The organism is Corynebacterium humireducens NBRC 106098 = DSM 45392, from assembly GCF_000819445.1.
GTDB classification, from domain to species: Bacteria; Actinomycetota; Actinomycetes; order Mycobacteriales; family Mycobacteriaceae; genus Corynebacterium; species Corynebacterium humireducens.
Genome location: NZ_CP005286.1, coordinates 901,970 through 914,667, shown reverse-complemented (window position 1 = coordinate 914,667; position 12,698 = coordinate 901,970). Strand labels below are relative to the sequence as shown.

Sequence of the window (12,698 nt, the reverse complement as noted above, 5' to 3'; positions counted from 1 at the left end):
TGGATTCAGAGCCTCCACCAGACCCGGGGCGATTCATAGGTCTGAGCAAAGAATGCCCCCGCGTCGCCGTAAACCGGATAATGCTCGGCGTCACGTACAACCTTGTCGAGCTGTGCTGCGAAGTGGTTATCGGCGAGACCGCCCTCGAGCACATCCTCTCGTGGCACACAAGCGTTACGCAGTGGAATCAGAACACTCATGCCAGCGCTCCCAGTCTCGTCTTCACTTCTTGCCACCTGACGTAAGCCCCGTCCTAAATTCGACCACGTCACCGTCGACCATGACGTACTCCTTGCCCTCCTGGCGGACCTTGCCCTGGGCGCGGGCCTCGGCCATGGAACCGGCGGCGTCGAGGTCCTCGAAGGACACGATCTCGGCCTTGATGAAGCCACGCTCGAAGTCGGAGTGGATGACTCCGGCGGCCTGCGGGGCGGTGTCACCCTGGCGGATGGTCCACGCGCGGGACTCCTTCGGGCCGGCGGTGAGGTAGGTCTGCAGGCCGAGGGTGGCGAAACCGGCCTTGGCCAGGGAATGCAGGCCCGGCTCGTCCTGGCCGACGGACTCGAGGAGCTCAGCCGCCTCCTCCTCGTCGAGCTCGAGCAGTTCGGTCTCGGTCTGGGCGTCGAGGAAGACGCAGTCAGCCGGGGCGACCAGTGCGGCGAGTTCCGCCTTGCGGGCGTCGTCGGTGAGCACCTCCTCGTCGGAGTTGAAGACATAGAGGAAGGGCTTGGCGGTCATGAGGTGGAGCTCGCGGATGAGCTCCAGGTCGATCTCGCCGGCCTTGGCTGCGGAGAACAGGGTGCGGTCGTCGGAGAGGATCTCCAGGGCCTTCTGGGTCTCGGCGACGGTGTCGGCCAGGGACTTGTCCTTGCGGGCCTCCTTCTCCAGACGTGGGAGGGCCTTCTCCACGGTCTGCAGGTCGGCGAGGATCAGCTCGGTGTTGATCACCGCGATGTCGTCGGCCGGGTCGACCTCACCGTCGACGTGGATGACGTTCTCGTCGGAGAACGCGCGGACGACCTGACAGATGGCGTCGGCCTCACGGATGTTCGCCAGGAAGGCGTTGCCCATGCCCTCGCCCTCGGAGGCACCCTTGACGATGCCGGCGATGTCGACGAAGGACACCGTCGCCGGGAGGATCCGCTCGGAGCCGAAGATCTCGGCGAGGCGGGTCAGGCGCTCGTCGGGAAGCTCGACGAGGCCGATGTTGGGCTCAATCGTCGCGAAGGGGTAGTTCGCGGCGAGAACATCGTTTCGGGTCAGGGCATTGAAGAGGGTGGACTTGCCGACGTTGGGCAGACCGACGATTCCAAGAGTAAGGCTCACGGGCGTAGATCCTAGCAGCCAGCGGTTTTGCCTCTCCGGTCAGCGCCCGTACCTGTGTTGCGGGATGATACGGACGTCATTATATGATCAGGCCACTTCAACGATAAATACGTCGCACCCTGGACGTTTTCCTCTCCCTAACCATCGGGAGCCAACTACACATCCTCCACCTCAGACAGGTATACACATGTCTTCGACCACCCCGCAGCCCGCGCCGTCGGGCCAGGAGCAGGGCGAGCGGCGCGAGATCTTCTCGTCCCGTTGGGCGTTCCTGCTGGCCGCCATCGGCTCCGCCGTCGGCCTGGGCAACATCTGGCGCTTCCCCTACGTCGCTTACGACAACGGCGGCGGCGCCTTCCTCATCCCCTACCTCGTGGCACTGCTGTCCGCTGGTATCCCGCTGCTCTTCCTCGACTACGCCCTGGGCCACCGCTACCGTGGTTCCGCCCCGCTGGTGTTCCGTCGCATCAAGTCCTGGGCTGAGCCGGTCGGCTGGGTCCAGGTCGGTGTGTCCTTTTTCATCACTATCTACTACGCCGCGATCATCGGCTGGGCCGCGCTCTACGCGGTCAAGTCCTTCAACAAGGCGTGGGGCACCGACCCGAACAGCTACTTCTTCGGCGATTTCCTCCAGTTCGACGAGACCGCCACCTTCTCCACCGACTTCGTCCCGCAGATCGCCCTGGCCCTGGCCGGCGTGTGGATCGCCGCGATCATCGTGCTGGCGATCGGCGTGGACAAGGGCATCGGCAAGGTCTCCAAGATCTTCATCCCCCTGCTGGCGGTCCTCTTCCTCATCGTCGTAGTCCAGGCGCTCATGCTGCCGGGTGCCGCCACGGGTCTCGACGCCCTGTTCACCCCGGACTGGAACGCCCTGACCAACGGCACTGTGTGGATCGCCGCCTACGGCCAGATCTTCTTCTCCCTGTCCGTGAGCTTCGGCATCATGCTCACCTACTCCTCCTACCTGCGTCCGCGCACCAACCTGACGGGCACCGGCCTGACCACCGCCTTCGCGAACTCCTCCTTCGAGGTCCTCGCCGGCGTCGGTGTCTTCGCCGCCCTGGGCTTCATGGCCGTGCAGCAGTCGGTCGCCGTCGACGAGGTCGCGACCTCGGGCATCGGTCTGGCCTTCGTGGCCTTCCCGGCGATCATCAACGAGATGGCCTTCGGCCCGATCTTCGGCGTCCTGTTCTTCGGCTCCCTCACCATCGCCGGCTTCACCTCGCTGTTCTCCCTGCTCGAGGTCGTCGTCTCCGCCGTCAAGGACAAGCTGAACCTGCCGCGCAAGACCGTCGCCATCGGCATCGGCACCTTCATGGCGCTGATCTCCCTGGCGCTGTTCTCCACGACGTCCGGCCTCATGGCCCTGGACATCATGGACAAGTTCACCAACAACATCGGCATCGTCGCCATCGCCCTGATCGCGGTCATCATCCTCGATTGGGTCCTGCGCCGGATCGACGAGTTCTCGCTCCACATCAACGCCGTGTCCTCCTTCAAGGTGGGCACGCTGTGGCGCATCTTCGTGGTCAACGTCACCACCCTGGTGCTGGGATTCACCCTGGCGCAGGAGCTCATCTCCCTGATCCAGGAGCCCTACGGCGGCTACACGACGACGCAGATCGCCATCTACGGCTGGGCCGTCCTGGCGCTCATCGGTATCAACGCCCTCGTCTTCTCCCTGGTGCCGTGGCGCGGCAACCTGCCGCTCAACGGTCCGCCGGGCTCCGACTTCGGTGTTGACCCGGAGGTCCACCGCGAGCTCCACGCGCCGCGCAAGTACAACGGTGACCACCGGGTGGGCGTCGACAAGCACACCACCGAGGAAGGAACGATCCGATGAGCGGTCTCGCAATCATGATGATGGTCCTGTTCATGGTCGTCATCTGGGGTGGTTTCATCGCCAGCGCCCTGCACCTGCGGGCGAACCCCGATGACACCTCCGGCGCCCTGGGCGTCGCGGACCATGCGCGCGACGAGCACCTCGCCGCGCAGGAACTCCACTAGTCACACCACACCGGGATGTCAGGCAATATGGAGTCTGTGACTGACCAGCCGACCTCCCGCATCCCCGGGGACGAGACTCCCCCGACCGGCTCCTCCGGCGACGCCGGGTCCACCGCCTTCGGCAGCATGGACCTGGACGAGCAGGAGGAGCTCGGTGGCTACAGGGACCAGATCGACCGCTCCGTGGTCCTCTCGGAGTGGCTGAAGTCGTTCGCCATGTGGGCGCTGCGCATGCTCATCATCGCGGTGTTCCTCTACGTCGGCTGGTTCCTGCTCAAGCAGATCGGCACGGGCGTGATGCCGATGGTCTTCGCGATCATCGTGTGCACCGTCCTCGCCCCGCCCACCACGTGGATGCGCAGAAGGGGTTTCCCCTCCGCGCTCGCGGCACTCATCTCGATGGCGGGCTTCTTCGGGTTCTTCGGCACGCTCATCTCGTTCATCTCACCGGACATCGCCCGGCAGTCGCAGATCCTCTACCTCCAGTCACTGGAGGGTGTGCAGCGCCTGCAGCTGTGGGCCCAGGGCCCGCCGCTCAACCTCAACGGTGAGGACCTCTCGCAGTTCTTCAACGACGCCGCGAAATGGGTCCAGGAGCAGGCCGGCACCATCGCCGGCGGGATCCTCACGGGAGTGGGCACCGCCACCTCCCTCATCTTCACGTTGTTCGTGGTCATCGTCCTGACGTTCTTCTTCCTCAAGGACGGCCACCGCTTCCTGCCGTGGGCGCGCACCATCGCGGGCCGCCGCATCGGCTGGCACCTCACCGAGAGCCTCACCCGCGCGTGGACGACCCTGAGCGGTTTCATCCGCGCGCAGGCGATCGTCTCCTTCGTGGACGCCGTCTTCATCGGTCTCGGCCTCGTCATCGTGGGCGTGCCCATGGCGCTGGCGCTCGCGGTGATCACCTTCCTCGCCGGCTTCATCCCGCTGATCGGTGCCGTCGTCGCGGGTGCCCTGGCCGTGCTCGTGGCGCTCGTCTCGCTGGGCGTGACGCAGGCGCTCATCGTGCTGGGCCTCGTCATCGCCGTCCAGCAGCTCGAGGGCAACATCCTCTCCCCCTGGCTGCAGTCCAAGGCGATGAACCTCCACCCGGTCATCGTGCTCGTCTCCGTGACCATCGGTGGCGGCCTCTTCGGGCTGGTCGGTTCCTTCCTGGCCGTGCCCGTCGCCGCGATGATCGCCGTCGCCTTCCGTTACCTGCAGGACATGACCTCCCTGCGGTCCGGTGAGAAACTCGCCGCCGACATCACGTGGGCCACCCCGGAGGGCGAGCTTAACGGCCGCCTCTCGGAGGAGGAGGGGCGTCTCCTGCGGCAGCGGTGGCGCGACTCCGTCGTCTACGTCGACGAACCACGGGAGAAGGCGCCCGCCGCTGACGATCCTGCGACCGACCTCGGCGAGGAACCCGCACCGACCACCTCCACGAGTGGCGCCGGCTTCGGCCGCCTCCGTCTGAGCAACCGACGCATAGAACGTCTGTTCGGCAGATTCGGGCGTCGCTGACGGTTGATGTCGGGGGCGTGTGACACAGTGGGAACATGAGTTCCGCCCTGCCCGTCCTCCTCGTCGGCGTGCTGCTCGGCGCCGTCCTCGGCTGGCTCGCCCATGCTTACCGACGTCCCCCGGCACCCACCCCGGCCCAGCTTCCGGCCCCGGCCCCCGATCCCGGCATCATCCGCCTCGAGGAGGCCGTGAGCACCATCGGCGGCCAGCTCCGCGAACTCGAGCAGGACCGGGCCGCCACCTACGCCTCCCTGGCCAGCCAGGTCCAGGCCATGACGCGCACCTCCAGCCGCCTCAACGACCGCACCGACCAGCTCGTCACCGCACTGCGGTCTCCGCAGATCCGCGGCCGCTGGGGCGAGATCCAGCTGGAACGCGTCGTGGAACTCGGCGGCATGGTCCGCCACTGCGACTTCGACTCCCAGGTCAGCGCGCGTCTCGACGGCCGCGTCGTCCGCCCCGACCTGGTGGTCAACCTCGCCGGCGGGCGCCGCATCGTCGTCGACGCCAAGGTCCCCTTCTCCTCCTACCTCGACGCCCTCGACTCACAGGACCCCGAGGAGCACGCCGGCTACCTGCGTCGCCACGCCCATCTCCTGCGCACCCACGTGACGCAGCTGTCGGCCAAGGAGTACATCGACGCCTTCGACCCCACCCCGGAGTTCGTCGTCCTCTTCGTCCCCGCCGACCCCTTCCTCGACGCGGCCCTCGGCGTCGACCCAGAGCTCCTCGAGTTCGCCTTCGCCCGCAACATCGTCATCGCCACCCCGACGACCCTGTTCGCCCTGCTGCGCACCGTGGCCCTCGGGTGGCGGCAGGAGGACATCTCCGACAAGGTCCGCGACATTCAGCGCCTCGGCCGCGAGCTCTACACCCGCCTCAACACCATGGGCGACCACTACAACCGGGTGGGCCGTCAGCTGGAGAAGACGATCGAGGCGTACAACGCCACTCTCGGCTCCCTCGACTCCCGCGTGATGGTCACCGCGCGACGCCTCTCGGAGATGGACGTGCCGGCCCGCACCGACCGTCACCCCACCGATCTGGAGCAGATCACCATCCGGCCCCGCACCCCGTCCCCGTCTGTTGACGACCATCCCCGACAGGACACCGGCTAGACTAGGTCCCCGTGTCCACCCCCAGCCACCGGAGTCGAAGCCGGTCCCGCGCCCGCAGCACCGGTCTGCCGACCTGGTCCGGCATCGCCATCGTCCTCGCGGCCCTCGTCACCGGCCTGCTGCTGAGCATCAACGGTCAGGCCGTCGGCCTGCCGTACCTGCTGTGCTTCGGTGTCGCCGCCCTCGTCGTCGCACTCGTCACCGAGGTCCGGGGGTTGTTCCTCACCGTCGCGTCGATCCCGCTGCTCTTCGGCGTCATGACGGTCGTCTCCGCGTGGGCCGTGACCCGCTCCCTCGCCTCGGAGGGCACCGCCGCGTTCTCGATGACGAGCATCGCCACCGCCGTCTTCCCCCTCGCCCAGTTCTTCCCGGCGCTGATGTCCGTCACCTCGGCGGCCGCCGCCATCGCGCTGCTGCGTGTCTGGCTCTCCCACCGCTCCGGCCGGGCCGCCCAGTCCGCCGAGATGCAGGACCGCCGTCGCACCGCCGAGGCCAACCGGCGCAACCGCGACACCGTCTCCCGGGCGCGGCGGCGCACCAACCAGGTCACCGTCGAGGAGCTGCTCGCCCGCAACCGTGAGCGTCAGGCCCGTCGCCCGGAGGAGGCCCGCCAGACGCCCCGTCGGCAGGCCGCACGCCGCGCCGTGCCCCCGCGGGAACAGCGCCAGCAGCGGGAGGTGCCGCAGCAGCAGCGTCCCGAGCCGCGTCGCCGCCGTCGCTTCGACGACGACCTCTACAGCTGACCACAGCTGACACAGCCCCCGCAAGCGGCCCGCGTCGCATGCTCGACCACGCATGACTTTCACTCCCGGATGGCGTTTACTGGAAGGTAGACGACCTATCTCGGGAGTGTTTTCTCATGTTCAGAAGAGCGCTGGGTATCTCGATGGCCTTCATCGGCCTCATCGTCGGCGCAGGTTTCGCCTCCGGCCAGGAGGCGCTCCAGTATTTCGTCGCCTTCGGCACCCGCGGCATCTGTGGTGCCGTGCTCGCCTCGGTGCTCATGACGGTCACCGGCATCGCCGTCCTCCAGCTGGGCAGCTACTACCAGGCCACCGAGCACACCGCGGTCCTCGGACGGATCAGCAGCCGGGTGACGTCGTGGATCCTCGACGTCTCCACGATCGTCACCCTCTTCTGCATCGGCTTCGTCATGTTCGCCGGCGGCGGCGCCAACCTGCAGCAGCAGTTCGGCATCCCCTCGTGGATCGGCGCGACGGTCATGCTGGCGCTGGTCCTGGTGGCGGGCATGCTCGACGTCGACAAGGTGTCCACCGTCATCGGGGCGATCACCCCGTTCGTCATCGTGTTCATCGTCGGTGCGACCGCGTGGACACTGGCCACCGCCAACCCGGACTGGAGCACGCTCAACCTGGTGTCGGCGACCGTCGTCACCTCGCTGCCCAACTGGTGGCTGGCCGCCCTGAACTACGTCGGGTTGTCCATCATGACGGCCGTGTCCATGGCGATCGTCATCGGCGGCGCCAACCTCGACACCCGCGCCGCCGGCCTCGGCGGGCTCATCGGCGGCTTCTTCTTCCTGCTCATGCTCATGCTGCTGGTACTCGCGCTGTTCGTCTCCGTGAGCACCGTCGGCCGCGAGGAGCTGCCCGTCCTGGCGCTCATCAACCAGCTCCACCCGATTCTGGGTGTGGTGATGACGTTCGTGGTCTTCGGCATGATCTTCAACACCGCGATCGGCATGTTCTACGCGCTGGGGCGGCGTCTCACGCGCCGGAAGCCGGCGCTCTTCCGCCCGGTGTTCATCGTCGCCTGCGTCATCGGCTTCGGCCTCAGCTTCGTGGGCTTCCGTGACCTGGTCTCCTACGTGTACCCGGTGCTGGGCTACCTGGGCATCCTCATGCTCTTCGTCATCTCGGTGGCGTGGCTGCGCGGCCGGGAGAAGGTGAGTACGGAGGGCAGACGCCGTCTGCGGGCCCGCGTGCTGCTGGCCCGCAAGCTCGATCCACGCAAGCGCTACACCCGCAAGAACCAGCGGGAGCTGCAGCGTCTGATCCGGGAGTCCAACGTCCCGGACAAGGAGTTCATCGCGGCGCTCGAGGAGGACATGACCTCCGAGCTGCTCGCCGACGCCGACCTCGACTACGACCCCGATGACCCGCCGGTGAACCTCGTCTACGTGGAGCACACCGAGCCGGTCGCCCCCGGTGAGGAAGCGGACGGGTCCAAGCGGAGGTCCTGAGACAGACGTGGGGCCCGCAGGCCACAGCCTGCGGGCCCCACGGGCGTCGCTGAGCAGAGATCCTAGGTGCGTGCCGGACGCAGCACGCGCGGCAGCGAGAAGACGATGGTCTCGGCGGCGGTGGTGACCTCCTCGACGTCACCGTAGCCACGCTCGGCGAGGTACTTCAGCACGTCCTGAACGAGGATCTCCGGGACGGAGGCACCGGAGGAGATGCCGATGGTGTCGACCCCCTCGAGCCAGGCGTCGTCGATCTGGTGGGCGAAGTCGATGAGGTGACCGGCGTCGGCCCCCGCGTCCAGGGCGACCTCGACGAGGCGCTTGGAGTTGGAGGAGTTCTGCGAGCCGACCACGATCATGAGCTCGCACTTCGGGGCGATCGCCTTGACCGCGACCTGGCGGTTCTGGGTGGCGTAGCAGATGTCGTCGGACGGCGGGTCCTGCAGGTCCGGGAAGCGGCGCTTGAGGGCGGCGACGATCTCCAGGGTCTCATCGACCGAGAGGGTCGTCTGGGACAGCCAGATGAGCGGCTGGTCGGCGGGGAAATCGGGGAGCGTGTCGACGCCCTCGAGGCCGTCGACCAGGTGCGTGTGGTCGGGGGCCTCACCCATGGTGCCCTCGACCTCCTCGTGGCCCTCGTGGCCGATGAAGAGGATCTGGTAGCCGTCGCGGACGAAGCGCTTGACCTCGTTGTGGACCTTGGTCACCAGCGGGCAGGTCGCGTCGAGGGTCTGGAGGTTGAGGGCGGCGGCCTCCTCGTGGACGGCCGGGGACACGCCGTGGGCGGAGAACACCAGGTGGGAGCCCTCGGGGACCTCATCGGTCTCGTCGACGAACACGGCACCCCGCTCGGCGAGGCTGTCGACGACGTAACGGTTGTGCACGATCTCCTTGCGCACGTAGACGGGGGCGCCGTACTTCTCCAGCGCCTTCTCAACGGTCTCGACCGCACGGTCCACACCGGCACAGTAGCCGCGGGGGGCGGCGAGGAGGATCTTCTTTTCGCTCATGGCCCCACCCTAACCAACGGGAGGCGTTAAGCCTAGACTGGGGACTCGTCACTGTCCCGGGAATGCATTGTCAGGAGTGTCACATGACGGGTGGGAAGTCCACGTCGGAGGCTCCGTGGCCGGTCCGGCGGCTCAACGCCGAGGTCAAGGGCTGGATCCAGCGTCTGGGCACGGTGTGGGTGGAGGGGCAGCTCACGCAGGTGAACATGAAGCCGTCGTGGAGGCTGTCCTATCTGACGCTGCGTGACACGGAGTCCGAGACCTCCGTGCAGCTCACCGCCTCGACCTCCCTCATCCAGGGAATGCCCTCGCCCCTGCGCGACGGCGACCGGGTGGTCATCCACGGTCGCCCCGCCTTCTACGAGGGACGCGGCTCCTTCTCGCTGTGGGTCACGGAGATCCGTCCGGTGGGCATCGGTGAGCTGCTCGCCCGCATCGAGCGTCTGCGCGCCCAGCTCGCCGCCGAGGGGCTCTTCGACCCCGCCCGCAAGAAGCCGCTCCCCTACCTGCCGCGGCGGGTGGGCCTCATCACCGGCCGGGGTTCCGCCGCCGAACGCGACGTCCTGTCCGTGGCGCGGGACCGCTGGCCGGCGGTCGACTTCCGCGTCATCAACACGCCGGTCCAGGGGGCGACGGCGGTGCCGGAGATCATCGCCGCGCTGCAGGTGCTTGACGACGACCCCCTCGTCGACGTCATCATCATCGCCCGGGGCGGCGGGTCCGTCGAGGACCTGCTCCCCTTCTCCGAGGAGGCGCTGCAGCGCGCGGTCGCCGCGGCGCGCACCCCGGTGGTCTCGGCGATCGGCCATGAACCGGACAACCCGGTGCTCGACAACGTCGCCGACCTGCGCGCCGCCACCCCGACCGACGCCGCCAAGCGGGTGGTGCCGGACGTGGCGGAGGAACGCGCCCTCGTCGCCGAGGCCCGCTCCCGGATGGCGGCGGCCCTGCGCGGCTGGGTGGAGCGGGAGAGGCAGGGGCTGGCGTCGATACGCTCCCGCCCCGCCCTGGCAGACCCGATGACCCCGATCCGGCAGCGCCGGGAGGAGATCGACCGTGCGGTGGCCATCCTCCGCCGGGACGTGCAGTACCTGCTCAACACCGAGACCGCCCAGGTGGCGTCACTGCGTGCGCGGGTCGCCGCCCTGGGACCGGCCGCCACCCTGTCCCGCGGCTACGCCGTGGTGCAGGTCGTCCCGCGCGACGGCACGCCGCCCGAGGTGGTCATGAGCATCAACCAGGCCCCGCCGGGCAGTCAGCTGCGCATCCGCGTGGCGGACGGCTCCATCACGGCCGCGGGCATGTCCGCGACGCCGGCAGACTGACCCTCCCCCGACCCACGAAGAAGGAATCATGAACGACAACACCATCGGCAGCGGCCAGGCAGGCCCCGACGCCTTCCCGGACGTGAGCACGCTGAGCTACGAGCAGGCCCGCAACGAACTCATCGAGACCGTGAAGATCCTCGAGCTGGGGCAGATGGGACTCGACGAGTCCCTGCGCTACTGGGAGCGCGGCGAGGCGCTGGCCCGCCGCTGCGAGGAGCACCTCGACGGCGCCTCCCGCCGCGTGGAGGAGGCCCTGGGGCGGGCCGCCGAACCGGAGGCCTGACGCTACTGGCCCTGCGGCTGCGCCGGCGCGGCCGGCAGCGGCGCGGACTCGACGACGGCCGTGATGATGGTCTCGAACTCCTCGTCCCGGCCGGCACCGGAGAACAGCAGGCGGGAGTCACCCATGTCGACGACCCACAGGTCACGCACGTCGGACTCGTCGGAGTGGTAGACCTGCACCTCGTGGTTGGCGACCCGGAGGGTGCGGTCGAGCTCCCGCGGGTGCGGGTCGATGCCGCGCACGGCGTCGTCGAGAAGCTCGCCGGTCTGGGTGAACTGGATGTAGCCGCGGTCCGCGGTGACCCAGCCGACGATCGGGGCGGGGGTCCTGTTGACCTGGCCGCGCCGGGCGGAGTTGGTCACCCAGCCGTCGGGGTTCTCCGGCATGCGGACGGGGAAGGCCGCCGAGCGGGCCTCCAGGTCCATGAAGGTGTGGGCGTCGACCTCGCGGACGGGACCACCCTCGGGGGCACCCGGTTCATAGGTGCACAGTCCGGTGGCGCCGACGCTGACGACCATGAGGACGACGATGAGGGCCAGGGACAGGAACATGTCCCGGCCGTCCTGGAAGATCCTGGGCTTTTCCGCTGCAGACACGCCGACAAGTATGTCAGACGGGCCCCCGGAGCGGTATCTGCGTCAGGGGTTGTGAGCCAGCCCCCTCTTTCGGGTGGTCAAACCCACACGAGCAGCCCGAATCGGTGGAACAATAGCGAGGAGGCGGGCGGAGAACCATCCGCCGCCCCGAAGAAGCACGCTGTCATACAAGAACCCGCCTGCAGGAGGCCACTGACCATGAATGCACCCCGTACGGAAGTACCCGACCGCAACCTCGCGATGGAGCTCGTCCGCGTCACCGAGGCAGCTGCGCTGGCATCGGGTCGCTGGGTCGGCCGTGGCATGAAGGAGGAGGGTGACGGTGCAGCGGTGGACGCGATGCGCCAGCTCATCAACTCCGTGAACATGAACGGCGTGGTCGTGATCGGTGAGGGCGAGAAGGACGAGGCCCCGATGCTGTTCAACGGTGAGAACGTCGGCACCGGCGACGGCCCCGAGGTCGACATCGCCGTGGACCCGGTCGACGGCACCACCCTGATGGCCGAGGGCCGCCCGAACGCCATCTCCGTCATCGCCGCCGCGGACCGCCACTCCATGTATGACCCGTCCGCCGTGTTCTACATGGACAAGATCGCCGTCGGCCCGGAGGCCGCCGGTGTCGTCGACATCGAGGCCCCGGTCGCCCACAACATCAACGCCGTGGCCAAGGCCAAGGGCATCGCCTCCTCCGATGTGACCGTCATCGTGCTGGACCGCCCGCGCCACGTCGAGCTCATCGCCGACATCCGCCGCGCAGGCGCCAAGGTCCGCCTCATCCGTGACGGTGACGTCGCCGGCGCCATCGCCGCCGCGCAGGACTCCAACTCCATCGACATCGCCATGGGCATCGGCGGCACCCCGGAGGGCATCATCACCGCGTGTGCACTGAAGTGCATGGGCGGCGAGATCCAGGGCAAGCTGTGGCCGATCGACGACGCCGAGGCAGGCCGCGCCCGTGAGGCCGGCCACGACCTGGACCGTGTCCTGGGCATCAACGACCTGGTCTCCTCCGACAACTGCTTCTTCGCCGCCACCGGCGTCACCAACGGCGACATGCTGCGTGGTGTCTCCTACCGTGCCAACGGCGCGACGACCCGTTCCCTGGTCATGCGTTCCAAGTCCGGCACCGTCCGTTTCGTGGAGTCCCGTCACCAGCTGGCGAAGCTGCAGGAGTACTCCGTGATCGACTACTCCAAGAATCCGTCCGCCTAGTCCGGATTTTTCGGCCATACTGTGAGGGGACTCTCCCCGGCGTCCCTCGCAGTAGTTGCACTCCGCCGGGCCAGTTTCCCACGTCCTAACTACAGATACATAAAGG

At 67.9% G+C, this 12,698-nt stretch carries 13 protein-coding genes; 9 read left to right on the top strand and 4 right to left on the bottom strand.

Going from position 1 to position 12,698, the window contains the following annotated elements; translation table 11 throughout:
• Window positions 1-5: 5 nt before the first annotated feature.
• The gene (locus B842_RS13640) at window positions 6-200 is read right to left on the bottom strand and encodes a hypothetical protein (RefSeq protein WP_156119439.1); all 195 of its coding nucleotides are present in this window, start codon (window positions 198-200) and stop codon (window positions 6-8) included.
• 22 nt (window positions 201-222) lie between these two features.
• Window positions 223-1,326 (bottom strand): redox-regulated ATPase YchF, encoded by a 1,104-nt coding sequence (gene ychF / locus B842_RS04645; RefSeq protein ID WP_040085448.1) that lies wholly within the window; start codon window positions 1,324-1,326, stop codon window positions 223-225.
• Between the two features lie 187 nt (window positions 1,327-1,513).
• Between ychF and B842_RS04640 the strand changes: the two genes are divergently transcribed.
• From B842_RS04640 to B842_RS04615, 6 genes are all read left to right on the top strand, one after another.
• Window positions 1,514-3,172 carry a sodium-dependent transporter gene (locus tag B842_RS04640; RefSeq protein ID WP_040085447.1) on the top strand — a complete coding sequence of 553 codons (1,659 nt, stop codon included), beginning with the start codon at window positions 1,514-1,516 and terminating at the stop codon, window positions 3,170-3,172.
• Window positions 3,169-3,336: a methionine/alanine import NSS transporter subunit MetS gene (metS, locus tag B842_RS04635; RefSeq protein ID WP_040085446.1), complete on the top strand. Its 168-nt coding sequence runs from the start codon at window positions 3,169-3,171 to the stop codon at window positions 3,334-3,336. The genes B842_RS04640 and metS overlap by 4 nt, the downstream gene beginning before the upstream one ends.
• A gap of 27 nt (window positions 3,337-3,363) precedes the next feature.
• Window positions 3,364-4,842 (top strand): AI-2E family transporter, encoded by a 1,479-nt coding sequence (locus B842_RS04630; protein WP_156119438.1) that lies wholly within the window; start codon window positions 3,364-3,366, stop codon window positions 4,840-4,842.
• A gap of 35 nt (window positions 4,843-4,877) precedes the next feature.
• Window positions 4,878-5,960: a DNA recombination protein RmuC gene (locus tag B842_RS04625; RefSeq protein WP_052437745.1), complete on the top strand. Its 1,083-nt coding sequence runs from the start codon at window positions 4,878-4,880 to the stop codon at window positions 5,958-5,960.
• A gap of 11 nt (window positions 5,961-5,971) precedes the next feature.
• The gene (locus B842_RS04620; RefSeq protein WP_052437744.1) at window positions 5,972-6,703 is read left to right on the top strand and encodes a DUF6542 domain-containing protein; all 732 of its coding nucleotides are present in this window, start codon (window positions 5,972-5,974) and stop codon (window positions 6,701-6,703) included.
• A 116-nt stretch (window positions 6,704-6,819) separates the two neighbouring features.
• Window positions 6,820-8,163 (top strand): YkvI family membrane protein, encoded by a 1,344-nt coding sequence (locus B842_RS04615; protein WP_040085445.1) that lies wholly within the window; start codon window positions 6,820-6,822, stop codon window positions 8,161-8,163.
• A gap of 62 nt (window positions 8,164-8,225) precedes the next feature.
• Here the strand turns inward: B842_RS04615 and B842_RS04610 are convergent, their stop codons facing one another.
• Complete coding sequence (locus B842_RS04610) at window positions 8,226-9,173, bottom strand: 4-hydroxy-3-methylbut-2-enyl diphosphate reductase (protein WP_040085444.1); 948 nt, start codon at window positions 9,171-9,173, stop codon at window positions 8,226-8,228.
• 83 nt (window positions 9,174-9,256) lie between these two features.
• Here B842_RS04610 and xseA point away from each other — a divergent pair, with 83 nt between their 5' ends.
• A complete protein-coding gene (xseA, locus tag B842_RS04605; protein WP_040085443.1) occupies window positions 9,257-10,498 on the top strand; it encodes an exodeoxyribonuclease VII large subunit in 1,242 nt (413 codons plus the stop codon).
• A 28-nt stretch (window positions 10,499-10,526) separates the two neighbouring features.
• Window positions 10,527-10,784, top strand: a complete 258-nt coding sequence (locus B842_RS04600; RefSeq protein ID WP_040085442.1) for an exodeoxyribonuclease VII small subunit — start codon at window positions 10,527-10,529, stop codon at window positions 10,782-10,784.
• Between the two features lie 2 nt (window positions 10,785-10,786).
• On the opposite strand, the gene B842_RS04595 is transcribed toward B842_RS04600, so the two are convergent.
• Entirely contained in the window at window positions 10,787-11,380 is a 594-nt protein-coding gene (locus B842_RS04595) for a DUF4245 domain-containing protein (RefSeq protein WP_082028371.1), read from the bottom strand.
• Between the two features lie 198 nt (window positions 11,381-11,578).
• Here B842_RS04595 and glpX point away from each other — a divergent pair, with 198 nt between their 5' ends.
• Complete coding sequence (gene glpX / locus B842_RS04590; RefSeq protein WP_040085439.1) at window positions 11,579-12,592, top strand: class II fructose-bisphosphatase; 1,014 nt, start codon at window positions 11,579-11,581, stop codon at window positions 12,590-12,592.
• The last annotated feature ends 106 nt before the right edge of the window (window positions 12,593-12,698 follow it).